This is a genomic window from Pseudomonas sichuanensis (assembly GCF_003231305.1).
In the GTDB taxonomy this organism is placed as follows: domain Bacteria; phylum Pseudomonadota; class Gammaproteobacteria; order Pseudomonadales; family Pseudomonadaceae; genus Aquipseudomonas; species Aquipseudomonas sichuanensis.
Window position 1 is genome coordinate 61,213 of the sequence record NZ_QKVM01000029.1, and the last position, 15,411, is coordinate 76,623.

General features: G+C 65.1%; 16 protein-coding genes. 4 read left to right on the top strand and 12 right to left on the bottom strand.

Annotated features, from left to right (window positions below; translation table 11 throughout):
• Position 1: 1 nt before the first annotated feature.
• From DM373_RS16390 to DM373_RS16420, 7 genes are all read right to left on the bottom strand, one after another.
• The gene (locus tag DM373_RS16390) at positions 2–367 is read right to left on the bottom strand and encodes a Na+/H+ antiporter subunit G (RefSeq protein WP_110994578.1); all 366 of its coding nucleotides are present in this window, start codon (positions 365–367) and stop codon (positions 2–4) included.
• A complete protein-coding gene (locus tag DM373_RS16395; RefSeq protein WP_110994579.1) occupies positions 364–642 on the bottom strand; it encodes a K+/H+ antiporter subunit F in 279 nt (92 codons plus the stop codon). The genes DM373_RS16390 and DM373_RS16395 overlap by 4 nt, the downstream gene beginning before the upstream one ends.
• A complete protein-coding gene (locus tag DM373_RS16400; protein ID WP_110994580.1) occupies positions 639–1,127 on the bottom strand; it encodes a Na+/H+ antiporter subunit E in 489 nt (162 codons plus the stop codon). Before DM373_RS16400 ends, DM373_RS16395 begins: the two co-directional genes overlap by 4 nt.
• Positions 1,124–2,803, bottom strand: a complete 1,680-nt coding sequence (locus DM373_RS16405; RefSeq protein ID WP_110994581.1) for a monovalent cation/H+ antiporter subunit D — start codon at positions 2,801–2,803, stop codon at positions 1,124–1,126. Before DM373_RS16405 ends, DM373_RS16400 begins: the two co-directional genes overlap by 4 nt.
• Positions 2,800–3,144, bottom strand: coding sequence for a Na+/H+ antiporter subunit C (locus tag DM373_RS16410; protein ID WP_003250128.1), 345 nt, complete (start codon positions 3,142–3,144; stop codon positions 2,800–2,802). Before DM373_RS16410 ends, DM373_RS16405 begins: the two co-directional genes overlap by 4 nt.
• Positions 3,144–6,059, bottom strand: a complete 2,916-nt coding sequence (locus tag DM373_RS16415) for a monovalent cation/H+ antiporter subunit A (protein WP_110994582.1) — start codon at positions 6,057–6,059, stop codon at positions 3,144–3,146. Before DM373_RS16415 ends, DM373_RS16410 begins: the two co-directional genes overlap by 1 nt.
• A 149-nt stretch (positions 6,060–6,208) precedes the next feature.
• The gene (locus tag DM373_RS16420) at positions 6,209–7,153 is read right to left on the bottom strand and encodes a DMT family transporter (RefSeq protein ID WP_110994583.1); all 945 of its coding nucleotides are present in this window, start codon (positions 7,151–7,153) and stop codon (positions 6,209–6,211) included.
• An 84-nt stretch (positions 7,154–7,237) separates the two neighbouring features.
• Here DM373_RS16420 and DM373_RS16425 point away from each other — a divergent pair, with 84 nt between their 5' ends.
• Entirely contained in the window at positions 7,238–7,801 is a 564-nt protein-coding gene (locus tag DM373_RS16425; protein ID WP_110994584.1) for a helix-turn-helix domain-containing protein, read from the top strand.
• Positions 7,802–7,805: 4 nt separating this feature from the next.
• On the opposite strand, the gene DM373_RS16430 is transcribed toward DM373_RS16425, so the two are convergent.
• Positions 7,806–8,354, bottom strand: a complete 549-nt coding sequence (locus tag DM373_RS16430) for a cysteine hydrolase family protein (protein ID WP_110994585.1) — start codon at positions 8,352–8,354, stop codon at positions 7,806–7,808.
• Positions 8,355–8,436: 82 nt separating this feature from the next.
• Here DM373_RS16430 and DM373_RS16435 point away from each other — a divergent pair, with 82 nt between their 5' ends.
• Together DM373_RS16435 and DM373_RS16440 are read left to right on the top strand one after the other, a co-directional pair.
• Positions 8,437–9,414 carry a GlxA family transcriptional regulator gene (locus DM373_RS16435; RefSeq protein ID WP_110994586.1) on the top strand — a complete coding sequence of 326 codons (978 nt, stop codon included), beginning with the start codon at positions 8,437–8,439 and terminating at the stop codon, positions 9,412–9,414.
• Positions 9,415–9,554: 140 nt separating this feature from the next.
• A complete protein-coding gene (locus DM373_RS16440; RefSeq protein WP_110994587.1) occupies positions 9,555–9,935 on the top strand; it encodes an antibiotic biosynthesis monooxygenase in 381 nt (126 codons plus the stop codon).
• Here DM373_RS16440 and DM373_RS16445 read toward each other — a convergent pair.
• Together DM373_RS16445 and DM373_RS16450 are read right to left on the bottom strand one after the other, a co-directional pair.
• Positions 9,914–10,684, bottom strand: a complete 771-nt coding sequence (locus tag DM373_RS16445; RefSeq protein ID WP_110994588.1) for an alpha/beta hydrolase family protein — start codon at positions 10,682–10,684, stop codon at positions 9,914–9,916. The two genes, DM373_RS16440 and DM373_RS16445, sit on opposite strands and share 22 nt — an antisense overlap.
• A complete protein-coding gene (locus DM373_RS16450; RefSeq protein WP_110994589.1) occupies positions 10,668–11,777 on the bottom strand; it encodes a DUF3182 family protein in 1,110 nt (369 codons plus the stop codon). Before DM373_RS16450 ends, DM373_RS16445 begins: the two co-directional genes overlap by 17 nt.
• A 195-nt stretch (positions 11,778–11,972) precedes the next feature.
• Here DM373_RS16450 and DM373_RS16455 point away from each other — a divergent pair, with 195 nt between their 5' ends.
• Positions 11,973–13,775: an aminopeptidase P family protein gene (locus tag DM373_RS16455; protein ID WP_110994590.1), complete on the top strand. Its 1,803-nt coding sequence runs from the start codon at positions 11,973–11,975 to the stop codon at positions 13,773–13,775.
• A 43-nt stretch (positions 13,776–13,818) separates the two neighbouring features.
• On the opposite strand, the gene DM373_RS16460 is transcribed toward DM373_RS16455, so the two are convergent.
• Together DM373_RS16460 and rhtA are read right to left on the bottom strand one after the other, a co-directional pair.
• The gene (locus DM373_RS16460; protein WP_110994591.1) at positions 13,819–14,100 is read right to left on the bottom strand and encodes a hypothetical protein; all 282 of its coding nucleotides are present in this window, start codon (positions 14,098–14,100) and stop codon (positions 13,819–13,821) included.
• A gap of 187 nt (positions 14,101–14,287) precedes the next feature.
• Positions 14,288–15,175, bottom strand: a complete 888-nt coding sequence (gene rhtA, locus DM373_RS16465) for a threonine/homoserine exporter RhtA (RefSeq protein ID WP_110994592.1) — start codon at positions 15,173–15,175, stop codon at positions 14,288–14,290.
• Between the last annotated feature and the right edge of the window lie 236 nt (positions 15,176–15,411).

Below are 15,411 nucleotides of genomic sequence, written 5' to 3' on the forward strand. Positions count from 1 at the left end.
TTCAGTTGCCCCGGTCGCGCCCGCTGCTGACCTCCTCCGGTACATCCTCGCCCGAGGTGCGCTTGCGAAACAGCGCCGCCCGGGCCAGCAGCAAGGTGGTGACCGGCACGGTGATCGACAGCAGAATCGGGATCAGCCAGGCATGCAGCACCGGGCTCTGCTTGAGTTGCGAGAAGTACAGGATCGACGCCAGTGCCACGCACCAGGCGCCGATGGTCGAGGCCAGCGCGGGCGGGTGCATGCGCTGGAAGTAATCTTTCAGCCGCACCAGGCCGATCGCGCCGATCAGGGCGAACAGGCTGCCGACAAGTAGCAGCGCCGAAACCGTCAGCTCCAGCCAGAACGGCAATACCAGGGTTTCGCTCATTCGATCACCTCGCCTCGCAGCAGGAATTTGGCCAGGGCGAACGAGCCGACGAAGCCGAACAGGGCGATCAGCAGGGCGCCTTCGAAGTAGGTATCGCTGGCGTAGCGGATGCCCAGCACCAACATCATCAGCATGGCCAGGATGTACAGGTAGTCCAGCGCCAGCACCCGATCCTGGGCGGAGGGGCCGCGGAACAGCCGGATCAGTGCCAGGCCCATGGCCAAGGCAAAGATGAACAGGCTGGCGAGGACTGCGTTGGCAAGCAGGCCGCTCATTCGAAAATCTCCATCAGCGGGCGTTCGTAGGTGTGCTTGAAGTGCTCGATGAACGCCGCTTCGTCGTCCAGGTCGAACACGTGCAGCAGCAGCACGCTGCGGTCCAGGGCCAGTTCCGACCAGACCGTGCCCGGCACCACCGTGGTGATCATCGACAGCGCCGCCAGGCCATGGGCATCGCGCAGCGCCAGCGGGATGTGGACGAAGGCCGAGCGTGGCGGGGTGCTGCCGGCACGCAGCACGCCACGGGCCACCAGCAGGTTGGAGACGATCACATCGATACCCACCCGGCCGATCAGCCGGGCGACCACCAGCGGCCGGCGAATGTGGGCATGCTGCGGGCGCAGGGGCGCCATCAGGATCGGCGCGAGGATGCCCAGCGCTGCGCCCAGCAGCAGGTTGCCCGGGCTGATCGACAGGTTCAGCAGCAGCCACAGGACGAACAGCGAAAGCGACAGCAGCGGCGCGGGGAACAGGCGGTTCATGGCTGCACCTGCGCATTCAGGGTGGTCGGGCCAGGCACTGGCCGGGTGGCCATGACGGCCTGGATGTAGGCGTCGGGCGCCTGCAGGCTGGCCGCGGTGTCCTGGGTGTAGCGCAGCAGGGGTTCGGCCTTGAGGCTGAGGAAGATGCACAGCCCCAGCAGAATGACGATCGGCAGGCCTTCATAACGACGCAGCACGGGTGACTGGCGCTCCTCAGGCTTCCAGAAACGCTGGATGCCGACCCGGCCAAAGGCGATCAGCGAAGCCATGCCGGACAGAATCAACAGGGTGACCAGCGTCCAGCCGGCCGCGCCCAATGGCTGCTGCGGCGCGATACCCAACCCCAGCGGGTTGAACAGTGCGCTGATCAGGCTGAGCTTGCCGATGAACCCCGACAATGGCGGCATGCCGATGATCAACAGTGCGCAGGCGATGAAGCTCAGACCAAGGAATGCCATGGTCCAAGGGATGATCTGGCCGATCACCGCCTTCTGCTCATCGTCCAGGTTGATGCCTTTGGGCGGGTGCAGCGATTCCAGCGGCGACGGCATCGCATCCTCTTCTTCATCCAGCGGTACTTCATTGGCCGAGCGCGAACGTTCCACCAGCTCGGCCAGCAGGAACAGCGCGCACAACGCCAGAGTGGAGCTGGCCAGGTAGAACAGTGCGGCGCCGGTCAGTATCGGCTGGCCGAAACCGATGGCGGCCATCAGTGTGCCGGCCGACACCAGGATGCTCAGCGCCGCCAGCCGCTCCAGGCGCTGGGCGGCAAGGATGGACGCTGCGGCGACTGCCAGCGTCGCCAGGCCGCCATACACCAGCCACTCGCCGCCGAAGTTCGCCGAGGCGCCGGCCTGCCCGGAGAACAGCAGGCTCCACAGGCGCAGCACGGCATACAGCCCGACCTTGGTCATGATCGCGAACAGCGCCGCCACGGGTGCGCTGGCCGAGGAATAGGCCGGTACCAGCCAGAAGTTCAACGGCCAGATCCCGGCCTTGGCCAGGAAGGCCATGGCGAGAATTGCAGCGCCCGCATGCAGCAGGCCGCGGTCAGCTTCCGGCACCAGCGGCACCTTCAGCGCCAGGTCGGCCATGTTCAGCGTGCCGGTCACGCCATAGAGCATGGCGGCGCCGACCAGGAACAGCGACGAGGCGAACAGGTTGATGGCGATGTAGTGCAGCCCGGCCTTGACCCGCGCGCGGCCCGAACCATGCAGCAACAGGCCGTAGGAGGCCGCCAGCAGCACCTCGAAGAACACGAACAGGTTGAACAGGTCGGCGGTGAGGAAGGCGCCGTACAGGCCCATCAGCTGGATCTGGAACAGGGCGTGGAAGCTGGCCCCGGCGCTGTCCCAGCGGGCTCGTGCGAACAACAGCGCGCAGCTGCCGACGATACCGGTCAATACCAGCAGCAGCGCCGACAGGTGGTCCACCACCAGGGCGATGCCGAACGGCGCCGGCCAGTTGCCCGGCAGGTACACGCCGATGGACTCGGCCTGGCCCTGGGTGCGCACCCACATTAGCAGGGTGACGGCGATGGCAAGGCCGGTGAAGGTCGACAGCAGGTTCAGCCGCGCCTTCAGCCAGCGGTGCTTTTCGCCGATCAGCAACATCAGCGCCGCGGTCACCAGCGGCAGCAGGATCGGCGCGATGATCAGTTGGTTCATCCCACTCATTCGTCACGCTCCCGGCCGTCCACATGGTCGGTGCCGGTCAGGCCGCGCGAGGCCAGCAGTACCACGAGAAACAGTGCGGTCATGGCGAAGCTGATGACGATGGCGGTGAGCACCAGCGCCTGGGGCAGCGGGTCGGTGTAGTGCAGCAGGTCCTGGGTGACGCCGTCCTTGATGATCGGCTCTTTGCCGATGAACAGGCTGCCCATGCTGAAGATGAACAGGTTGACCCCGTAGGACAGCAGGCACAGGCCCATGATCACCTGGTAGGTACGCGGGCGCAGGATCAACCACACTCCCGAGGCGGCCAGCACGCCGATGGCGACTGCAATGACTTCTTCCATCAGGCGGCTCCTGCTTGGCTGGTTTTGCCGGGGTTGCCCGGGCGATAGGCACGCACCGACTGGTGCGCCAGCGCGGTGAGGATGAGCAGGGTCGAGCCGACTACCACGGTGAATACGCCGATGTCGAAGAACAGCGCGCTGGCCACGTGCACGTCACCCAGCAGCGGCAGGTGCAGGTGGGCGGTATGGGTGGTCAGGAACGGGTAGCCCAGGCCGATGGCGCCAGCCCCGGTGAGGGTGGCGCACAGCAGGCCGGTGCCCATCCAGCGCAGCGGCCGCAGGCTCATCTGCGCCTCGACCCACTGGGTGCCGGCGACCATGTACTGCAGGATGAACGCCACGGACATGACCAGGCCGGCGACAAAGCCGCCGCCCGGCTGGTTGTGGCCACGCATGAACAGGTACATCGACACCAGCAGGGCGATCGGCAGCAGCAGACGCACCAGGGCGGCCGGCACCATCATGAAGCCCAGCGCGGTGTCGGTGGCGTGGCGCGGGTTGACCAGGTCGGTGACCACGTCCGGCGCCAGCTGGCGCTGCTGGGCAGGCAGCTGCATGCTCTCCTTGGGCGGGCGGAAGCGGCGCAGCAGGGCGAATACGGTGAGTGCCACGGCCACCAGCACGGTGATCTCGCCGAGGGTGTCGAAGCCGCGGAAGTCCACCAGCATCACGTTGACCACATTGGTGCCACCGCCTTGCGGCAGGGCCCGGCTGAGGTAGAACGAGGAGATGTCGTTGGGCGTGGGGCGGGTGAGCATGGCGTACGACAACAGCGCCATGCCGCCACCGACCAGCACCGCCAGCACCAGGTCGCGCAGGCGACGCAGGCGTGCACGGTCCTGGCTGCCAGGCAGCGGCGATACGCCTTCGATACGCCGGGGCAGCCAGCGCAGGCCGAGCAGCAGCAGGACAGTGGTCACCACTTCGACCGCCAGTTGCGTGAGTGCAAGGTCGGGGGCGGAGAACCAGACGAAGGTGATGCAGGTCATCAGGCCGCAGACGCTGACCATGATCAGCGCCGCGAGGCGGTGGTACTTGGCTTGGTAGGCGGCGCCGATGGCGCAGGCGATGGCGATCAGCCACAGCGCGACGAACACCCCCGAGCCGGGGATTTTCGGCCGGTCGCCCCAGCTCAGGCCGTTGTACAGCAATGGCATGAGGCCGGCGATGAAGGCAGCCAGCACCAGCATGAACAGTTGTGTCTGCAGGCGGCGGGTGGTCAGCAACCGCTCGATGTGCCGGGCCAGCAACATCAGGTGTACCAGGCCCTGCTCGAACAGGCGCTTGCCGTTGACGCGCCCGATCAGCGGTGGGTTGGCGAAGCGGCCGCGTTGTAACTGCTTGCGCAGCAGCAGGTAAAGCAGGATGCCGCCGCACATGGCGATCAGGCTCATCATCAGCGGTGCGTTCCAGCCGTGCCAGACGGCCAGGCTGTATTCCGGCAGGGTGCCACCGACCACCGGCAGGGCGGCGGCGGCCAGCAGCGGGCCGACCGATTGCGCCGGGAAGATGCCGACCACCAGGCAGGTGAGCACCAGCAACTCGACCGGTGCACGCATCCAGCGCGGTGGCTCGTGGGGCGTGTGCGGCAAGTCCTGGGCCGGCGGGCCGAAGAACACGTCGACGGTGAAGCGCAGCGCATAGGCCACGCTGAAGGTACCGGCCAGGGTGGCGATCACCGGCAGGGCAGCCTCGACCCAGGCGGTGGAGTTGATGAACACGGTCTCGGCGAAGAACATTTCCTTGGACAGGAAACCGTTCATCAACGGCACGCCGGCCATCGAGGCGCTGGCGACCATGGCCAGGGTGGCGGTGAACGGCACCAGGCGGAACAGGCCGCTCAAGCGGCGGATGTCACGGGTGCCGCTTTCGTGGTCGATGATCCCGGCGGCCATGAACAGCGAGGCTTTGAAGGTGGCGTGGTTGAGAATGTGGAACACCGCGGCCACGGCGGCCAGCGGGCTGTTCAGGCCCAGCAGCAGAGTGATCAGGCCCAGGTGGCTGATGGTCGAGTAAGCCAGCAGGCCCTTGAGGTCGTTCTGGAACATCGCGGCGAAGGCGCCGAGCAACAGGGTGGCGGCGCCGGCACCGCCGACGATCCAGAACCATTCCTCGCTGCCCGACAGCACCGGCCACAGCCGGGCCAGCAGGAACACCCCGGCCTTGACCATGGTCGCCGAGTGCAGGTAAGCCGAGACCGGGGTGGGCGCCGCCATGGCGTGGGGCAGCCAGAACTGGAAGGGAAATTGCGCGCTCTTGCTCAGGGCGCCGATCAGGATCAGGGGCAGCAGCACCGGATACAGCGCATGCTGGCGGATGGTGTCGCCGGCAGCCAGGACCTTGTCCAGGTCGTAGCTGCCGACCACATGGCCGAGCAGCAGGGCCCCGACCAGCAGGCACAAGCCGCCGGCACCAGTGACCATCAGCGCCATGTAGGCGCCGCGGCGGGCGTCGGCGCGGTGGTGCCAGTAGCCGATCAGCAGGAAGGAGAACAGGCTGGTGAGTTCCCAGAAGAACACCAGCTGGATCAGGTTGCCGGAAATCACCAGGCCGAGCATGGCGCCCATGAACGCCAGGAAGAAGGCGAAGAAGCGCGGCACCGGGTCCTGGGGCGACATGTAGTAGCGCGCATACAGCGACACCAGGGTGCCGATGCCCAGCACCAGCAGGCTGAACAGCCAGGCGAAGCCGTCCATGCGCAGCACCAGGTTCATGCCCAGGCTGGGCAGCCACAGCAGCTCTTCGCGAATGACGCCGCCGTCGGCGATCTGGGGGTACAGCAACGCCACCTGGACGGTGCCGACCAGGGCGACGAGCCCGGCGAGAATGGACTCTGCGTTGCGTGCGTTGTGCGGCAGGACAGCCGCCAGGCAACTGCCAACGAAGGGCAGAAGCAATAGCACAATCAATGACATAGCGTTCTGTTCTGAGAAGTTTGCCAAGGATCATACGTGCCGGGGTGTGTATCACCAACACGCAAGCGGTTGCAGGATCCTACAAATGTGCTGTGACAAGCTGTTTTTTTATAACAGTTCTTTACAAAGCATAGCGGGTGTTGGCCGCATCACAGCCCGGCTTCACGTTGACGCTCGTCTTCGTCCTGCAATGCGGCGGCCTCGTCGCTGCGCCGGATCTTCAGCTCGCTTACCACCACCGCCAGCACGATCAGCAGCCCGCCGATCAGGGCCACCCCCGGCAGGCGCTCGCCGGCAATGCGCCCGACAACGCCGGCCCACACCGGCTCGCCGGCATAGATCAAGGTGGCGCGGGTGGGCGAAACCGACTGCTGCGCCCAGTTCATCGCCACCTGGATCACCGCGCTCATGGCACCCAGGCCTACGGCGCTGACCAGCAGCAACCAGGAGAAGTCGGGGAGTTGCTCCTGGGTCGGCACGATCATCAGGAACGCCAGCGCCGAGGCAGTCGCCAGTTGCACCACGGTGACCCGGCGCACATCGACCTTGCCGGCATAACGGCTGATCAGGATGATCTCGCCGGCAATGGCCACGGCGCTGACCAGCGTCACCAGCTCGCCTTCGCTGAAGTGCAAGCTGCCGCCTTCGGGGCCGGCCAGCAGCATCAGGCCGGCGAAGGCCAGGCAGATGCCCAGGCTTGGCATCAGCCCGGGGCGGCGCCCCAGCACCAGCCATTGCAGCAGTGGCACGAAGGGCACGTACAGCGCGGTGATGAACGCCGACTGGCTGCTGCTGATGGTCTGCAGGCCCATGGTCTGCAAACCGTAGCCGAGCATGATCGACACGCCGATGAGCATGCCGGCCTTGAGTTCGGTGAAGGTCAGCCCAGGCAGCGAACGCGCCGACACCAGGCCGACGAACAACGCGGCGGCGGCGAAGCGCAGGCCGACGAAGAACATCGGCCCGCTGACGCTCATGACCGTGTGCACGATCAGGAAGGTGCCACCCCAGAGCATGGTGATGAACACCAGCACCAGCTCGGCCTTGCTCAGGCGGAAGGTGACGGCGGGTTTGCTGTGGGTGGCTTGGCTCATGGGCTTGCGTGCTCGGCAGGGGCGGCGCACAATCCGCCGCAAAGTGGGCAGTATACTGCGCAACCCCTGCTAGTGAGCAATATAGTGCACAAAGAAACCGAACACCGTACCTCGGTGTTGCAGCATGTCAGCCAGAATGTTCGCCGCCTGCGTGGCGACGCCGGCCTCAGCCAGGCGGCGCTGGCCGAGCGTTCCGGGGTCAGCCGGCGAATGCTGGTGGCCATCGAGGCGGGCGAGAAGAATGTCAGCCTGACCACCCTCGACCTGATTGCCGAGGCGTTGGGTGTCGCTTTCAGCACGCTGATCCAGGCGCCCGACCAACGTGACCCTAGCCGCATCGACGAGTTGGCCTGGGCCGGTGAACACCCCGGTAGCCGGGCGGTGCTGCTGGGCAGCAGCCCGGCCCGGCGCGAGGCAGAGCTGTGGGAGTGGACCCTGGCGCCTGGCGAGTGCTACGCCAGCGAGGCCGACGCGGCGGGTTGGAGCGAGCAGATCTACGTCGCCGAAGGGCAGCTGACGCTGGTCATCGAAGGCGTCGAGTACCACTTGATGACCGGCCAGTTCCACGTGTTCCCCAGCAACTGCCGCTATGCCTATCGCAATGATGGCCTGCAGGCCGTGCGCTTCGTGCGCAATGTAGTGATCTGAGCGGTCAACCCTTCAGCAGTTCGTCGGTGCTGACCACCTTGGCGTAGGCGAAGGCCAGTGCGGCCATCGCCGAGGCGTGCACCTCGGCGGCTGGCACCTGCTTGCCGTCGAAGGTCAATGGCAGGGTGGCGCAGGCGTCATGGGCCACGGTGACGTCATAGCCATAGTCGGCCGCAGCCCGGGTGGCGGCATCGACACACATATGGCTCATGCTGCCGGCGATGGTCAGCGCCTTGACATCGTGTTGGTCCAGCAGCGCCTTCAGGTTGGTGTCGCGGAAGCTGTTGACCTTGTGCTTGAGCACCACGGCCTCGTCGTTGGCAGGTTCGACCTTGTGGTGAATCCGTGCACCGGCCGAGCCTGGGGCGAAGAAGGGGGCGTCGTTGCTCTCGAATTCGTGACGCACGTGGATCACCAGGTCGCCCCGTTTACGCGCAGCGTCGAGCAGCCGGGCGGCGTTGTCGGCGGCGGCCTCGGCGCCGTCGAGGGTCCATTTGCCGCCGGGGAAGTAGTCATTCTGGATGTCGATGATGATCAGTGCCTGCTTGTTCATGGTGCCTCCTGCGGCAGTAGTGATGAACTGCTGATAGTTATAGGCTTGAACGATCGGATCGAGGATTGGCGCGAGCGACACAATGACGGCAAAAACTGACAGCCTGGAAATTGGCGTGTTGCTGTACCCAGGGGCACAGAGTGCGGCGGTGCATGGTTTGACCGACCTGTTCACGGTGGCCAACCGGGTGGCGGCCGAACTGGGTGAGCACCAGTTGCCGCTGCTGCGTGTCAGCCACTGGCAACTCGATGCCGCTGGGCAACTGCAGGTCATTCACGACAGCCTGCCGCAGGCCGGGCATGCGCCACGGGCGATGTTGATTCCCCCCAGCCTGGCTGCCACGCCCTCCGGCGAGCTGCTGGCCGCTCATCGCCCCGCACTCTGCGGCTTGCATGGCCAGGGGACGGTGTTGGCTTCGGTGTGCATCGGGGTGTTCCTGATAGCGGGCAGCGGCCTGCTCGACGGGCGTTCGGCCTGCACTCACTGGAACTACGCCCAGGCCCTGAGCGAGCGCTTCCCCAAAGTGCGGGTGGCGACCAGCCAGCCACTGCTGGACGATGGCGATATCGTCACGTCCGCCGGCCTGATGGCCTGGACCGACCTGGGTCTGCACCTGATCGAGCGCTTCCTTGGCCACACCCTGGCCCGTGAGACCGCGCGCTACCTGGCGGTGGAGCCGGCACCGGCGCCTGTGCCGGGGGCGCTGTTCACCCCGCGGCTGGAGCATGGCGACGAGGCGGTGCTGCGGGTGCAGCATTGGCTGCAGGGTGAGCAGGCTCGCGTTGCCGGCCTGGCCGACATGGCCCGCTGTGCCGGGCTTGAACCGCGCACTTTCCTGCGCCGCTTTCGCGCCGCCACCGGCCTGCGTCCCACCGAGTATGCCCAGCAAGTGCGGGTTGGCCGCGCCTGCCGGCTGCTGGAGTTCACCCGGCGCAGCGTCGACCAGATCGCCTGGGGCGTCGGCTATCAGGACCCCGGCGCCTTTCGCAAGGTGTTCCAGCGCCTTACTGGCATGACCCCCAGTGACTACCGGCGGCGGTTCGCGGTTGGCGGTGAGTGAGGATTAGCCGATCCTGCTGGTTGCGCGGTGGACACGCTGTTCCGGGGGGCTTCCAGGAGAAAGTCCTTGACCTTGAGTTAACTGGAGGTTTTAACCTGCGCGCCAATAGGTTGAAAGTGGCCCAAGCAAGGAGACAGTCCATGGTGCTAAATGCCCATTCCCTGTGGTTCACCCAGATGATCGAGTACGACGTCCCGCCTGGGCATCAGCAGGCGCTGGCCCAGGCCCTGGTCACGCGTAGCGAGCAACTGGCGCAGCGTTGTGAAGGCTTGCAGGGCGTCAGCATCCAGGCCAGTGACGACGGCTGTCGGGTGCTCCAATACCTGCAATGGCAGTCGCGCGGCGCATGGGCGGCGGCCGCCAGCCGCTTCGTCGAGGAGCCGTTCCTCGAACTGTTGCGCCAGCACCAGGCCCGCGGCGTCAACTTCGCGGCCTACCAGGCCTTGCGTAGCCTGGTGCGGGGTGTCGATGGCGGCCTGCACTGCCAGGTCGGTGCGGCTCAGGCGTACCAGGGCGCGTAGTGTGGGTAGCGGTCCAGGCGTGCGCCGATGACCATCTCGCTGACCCATGCGCTCAGCATCGCGCTGTAGGCTTTCTGGCTCTCTTCGCTCGATAGCGCGTGATCGGCGCCATCGACGGTGCGGTGGGTCAGCGAGTGTGCGCCGACGAACGCCGAGCGGTAGCTCATCAGGGTGCTGTGCGGTACATAGTCGTCCTGTTCGGACTCCACCAGCAGCACGTCGCCGGCGAATTCCGCGCAGGCGGCGAGGGCGCTGTTGTCGGCCGGGCTCAGGGCGCGCAGGCGATAGGCGTTGAGGCGTTGACGGTCCAGTGCCTGCTTGGGGCTGTTCCATTCATCGTCCCAATACAGTGCCGGCACCCTCAGTGCCAACCATTTCACCGCTCGGCGGCGGGTGAGCAGGGTGGCCAGGTAACCGCCATAACTGCTGCCGATGACGGCCATGGCGGCGGGGTCGACGGCAGGGTGGCTGGCGAGGCGGTCGTAGGCGGCCAGCAGGTCGGCGAGGTTCTGCTCGCGGGTGACGGTCAGGCGCTGGCTTTGCGTCTTCTCGTGGCCGCGCAGGTCGAAGGTCATGCACACGCAGCCCAGCCCGGTGATCTGTCGGGCCCGCGCCAGGTCGCGCTGCTGGCTGCCGCCCCAGCCGTGGACGAAGAGGATGCCCGGCATCTTGCTGCCGGGGCTGACCAGGGTGCCGGCGATGCATTCGCCTTCGACGGCCAGCTCGATGGTTTCACTTTCGATGGTCATGGTCGCGGATCCGTGCATATTTGCTGAGTTGTCCCAGTTCACTGTCATGCCCCTGATAGAAGAGGGTGGCGTCGGCCGGGAGTCGGGCTTCGCCGAACACTTCATGGGTTGATGCGCGCACTTGCTGCAGGGCCGGGTCGTCGGCGAAGGCCAGCAATGCGAGGAGCTCCGCGCTGCTGGCCCCGCCCGGGCGCCACGACTGCTCCAGCACGCCGCTGCGCAGGTGGCCGTGCGGGTCGGTGCCGCGGGCGATGTCGTAGTTGCGTCGCGAGGCGATGAAGCCAGGGAAGTGGCGTTCGGCAGCCTGCTCGTAGGTCATGGCCTGGTTGATGGCCAGCCGCAGATGGTCTTCCAGCGGTAACTGCAGCAGTTGTTGGTAGTCGCCGCGCACCACGTGCAGGTCGGAGCCGCCGTACACCTCGGTGCCAGCGTGGTCGTGGGTGAGCTGCTGGGTGCCGTGGTAGCTCAGGGTGAGCCCGGCGACACGTACCTGTCCGACGCTGAAGGTTTCGACGTCGCTCAGGTCTTCTTCCAGCACCAGGCCCCATACGGCGAGCTGTTGGTCGTCCATCGGCTGCAGCAGTGTTTCCAATGCTTCGGGCCGGGTGATGACCTGTTGGCCACGACCGGCGCAGGCCCGCACTGGCTTGATGCGGATTCGGCCTGCGGCCAGTAGCAAGGCGGCGCGGCGCGCGTCGTCCTTGCTGAAGACGGTGTAGCCCCGCAGCAAGGCGCTGCTGGCATCCCTGGCGAACCCATCCGTCCAGCCCGGCGGGAAACTTGCCCCGGCGGGCAGGGGATGGGAGATGGCCTTGGTGGCCATGTAGGGGTGGCTGACCAATCCGCCGAACAGGTCGCGTTCGCTGTGGATGCCCAGTGGTGCGTAGCGTGCCGGGTCGATCAGGGTATCGGTGGCCAGGTAATAGTAGTGGGCATCGTCGGTTGCTGGCTGGCCGGGTTGGGCTCGCGGCAGGTTCAGCAACTGTGCAAGGCCGTCGGCCAGTTTGAGCTGGACGGCGTGTTCGTGGTCCGAAGTGTGCTCGCGGGTGTCGAGCAGTGCGACAGCGGTTTTCGGCTCGCGGGTGTGGGGCATGGGGGCCTCGCGTGCACTGAAGTATGTATGGGCTGTGAAGGCATCAGGCAGGCAAAGTTCAGCGGGATTGATCGGCGGTTTGCAGGGCGCATGGGGCAATCCTGGCGCTGTTCCCGTCGTGAAGATTGCGGGCGGTGGCAGCCTGTTCCATTATCGACGGCCTGGATCAGTCGAGATGTGTCCGCAGGAGTGCGCATGAACAGTCAGTCCCCCCTTCAGGAAACCGTACCGGCGCGTCTGGCCCGAGTGCGTCAGGTCATGGCCCGCGAGGGGGTCGATGCCCTGTTGGTACCTTCCGCCGACCCGCATCTGTCCGAATACCTGCCGGGCCATTGGCAGGGGCGGCAATGGTTGTCCGGTTTCCACGGTTCGGTGGGCACGCTGGTGGTGACGGCGGACTTCGCCGGGGTGTGGGCTGACAGCCGTTATTGGGAGCAGGCGGATAAAGAGTTGGCGGGTAGCGGTATCGAGCTGATGAAGCTGCGGCCCGGACAGCCGGGGGCGCTTGAGTGGTTGGGCGAGCATGTTCAGGGCACAGTCGCCGTGGACGGCGCGGTGATGGCTTTGGCTTCGGCGCGTCAACTGAACGAGCGCTTGCAGGCCCGGGGCGTGAGCCTGCGTACCGATCTTGATCTGTTTGAACAGGTCTGGACTGACCGGCCGCCCTTGCCGGGCAATCCGGTGTATCAGCACCTGACGCCGTACGCCACGGTCAATCGTGCGCAAAAGCTTGCAGAGCTGCGCAGCACGCTGAAAAGCAAGGGCGCCGACTGGCATTTTATTGCCACGCTCGATGACATTGCCTGGCTGTTCAACCTGCGTGGCAGCGATGTCTCCTACAACCCCGTGTTTGTTTCATTTGCATTGATCGGCCAGGACAAAGCCTACCTGTTCGTCGGCAGGGACAAGGTCGATGACCATCTGAACCAGGTACTGAAGGCCGACTGCATCGATGTGTGCGATTACACCGAGGTGCGCAGCGCGCTGGCGGCAATCCCCGCTGAAAGCAGCTTGATGGTGGACCCGGCGCGGGTCACCTGTGGTTTGCTGGACCACCTTGCGAGCGAGGTCCGGCTGGTTGAAGCCATCAACCCCACGACCGTGAGCAAGTCGCGCAAGGGGGAGGGGGATCTGCTTCACATCCGCAAGGCCATGGAGCAGGACGGCGCGGCGCTGTGCGAATTCTTTGCCTGGTTCGAAGCCCATCAGGGGCAGCAGGAAATTACCGAACTGACCATCGACGAGAAACTGAGCGAGGCGCGTGCCCGGCGGCCTGGTTTCGTATCGTTGAGCTTCTCGACCATTGCGGCCTACAACGCCAATGGTGCAATGCCCCATTACCATGCCACCCATCAATCGCATGCGATTGTTGAAGGGAATGGCCTGCTGTTGATCGATTCCGGCGGCCAGTACCTGGGAGGTACCACCGACATCACGCGCATGGTGCCCATCGGGGAGCCCAACCATGAGCAGAAGGCCGATTGCACGCGGGTGCTCAAGGGCATGATCGCGCTGTCACGGGCGAAGTTTCCGCGCGGCATTCTTTCACCTTTGCTCGACGCCATCGCACGGGCGCCGATCTGGGCAGATCAGGTCGATTACGGGCATGGCACCGGCCATGGTGTGGGCTACTTCATGAATGTGCACGAAGGGCCGCAGGTGATTGCCTACCAAGCGGCGGCCGCGCCACAGACGGCGATGCAGCCGGGGATGATCAGTTCGATCGAGCCTGGCACTTATCGGCCGGGGCAGTGGGGGGTGCGGATCGAGAATCTGGTGGTCAATCGCGAGGCTGGCAGCAGTGCGTTCGGCGATTTCCTCGAATTCGAAACATTGACCTTGTGCCCGATCGATACGCGCTGCCTGTTGCGCGAGGGGCTGAGCAGCGAGGATATCGCCTGGCTTGATTGCTATCACGAGACTGTGCGGGAGCGGCTATCGCCGCTGCTCCAGGGCGATGCGCTGGAGTGGCTGGAACGGCGCACGGCACCGATCTGACAGCAACGCAAAGGGCAGCCCGGAGGCTGCCCTTTTTTCATGTTTACTTGCAGATCACGATCATGCTGCGGCTGGTATAGCCGGCCGGGTTGATGCCGAAGATATAGTCGCCGGGCTCTTCATCGCTGTCGCCAGAGCGAGCGATGACTTTGTAGCCTTTGCTGCTACAGGAGCTTGCAGCTTTGCTGTAGCACTTGTCCCACGACGAAGAGAGGCCCGAGCAGTTGATGTGCATGCCCTTCTTCCCCCGCTTCACCTCAGTCTTGGCAGTCGCGGCACATCCAGCAATGGCCAAGATGGCCAGGATGAGAAAAATACGTTTCATTCCTGTCCTTATGCGGGCCCGGTTACATGCCCGGGCCTGTCGTCAGCGCTTCGAGTCTTCCCTGAGATTCCCCTGCGTCCTTTTGCAGCCAAGTAGATAGCGTCTTGATTATGATTTTGTGACAGCTTAATCAGCCTGCGGGAGCGGTACAAGGCCAGGCATGTTTTAAATGCAAATATTTCTCAAATCAGTCGGCGGCCACGGCGGGTGCTGTTTCGCGTCTCATCGACAGGGTTGCGCCGACCGAGGCGGTGATGATGGCAAGGATGGCCAGCCATTGCCAGGTGGTGAGTTTCTCGCCCAGGAACAGCAAGCCTGAAAGCGCCCCGAATGCCGGTTCAATGCTCATCAGGGTGCCGAATGTGCGGGCGGGCATGCGGGTCAGGGCGACCATTTCCAGGCTATAGGGGAGTGCTGTCGAGAGGATCGCGACGCCCAGTGCCACAGGTAGCAAAGCCGGAGTGAACAGTGCGCTGCCGGCATGGACGATGCCGATGGGGGCCACGAACAGCGCGGCGATCACCACCCCCAGTGCGGCAGTCTGGATGCCGTTTTCGGCGCCCGCGCGCTGGCCATATAGAATGTAGAGCGCCCAACATACGCCTGCCCCCAATGCATAGCCGGCACCCAACGGGTCGATGCTGGCGCCGGACTGGCCGACGGGGATCAGCAGCAGCAGGCCAACTACCGCCAGGCCGATCCAGATAAAGTCGAGCGCCCGGCGCGAGGCCCATAGTGCTACGGCCAGCGGGCCGGTGAATTCGAGTGCCACGGCGATCCCCAAGGGCACGCTGCGCAGCGACATATAGAAGAGGAAATTCATTCCGCCCAGGGCCATGCCGTAGATGACCACGCTGCGCAGGGTGCTGGCGTCCAGCCGTGCCCGCCAAGGGCGCAGCAGCAACAGCATGATGATGCTGGCGAAGATCAGGCGCAGGGTGGTGGTGCCTTGTGCGCCTACGACAGGGAACATGCTTTTGGCCAGCGAGGCGCCGGACTGGATGGAAGCCATGGCGATCAGCAGCAGGCCGATGGGGAACAGGGTGGCGGCCAGACTGCGTTGGGGGGTGTTCATTGTGGGGGGAGGGTCCATGGTTGTGCGGCGGGGTGAGCAATATAGTGCGCAATTTACGGTGGGGTGTGCAAGGGAAGGTTATGGCCCGTGAGAACAGTGCGCGTTGTGGGCTTGGGTTCCCTCTATATTTCAATTTCCTGAAATTAAAGGTTGACGGGGTTTCAGATCCCCTTATAATGCGCCCCACTTCCAGCGACAACGGAACGCAAAACTCCTTGAGATTCAACGAGTTGAGT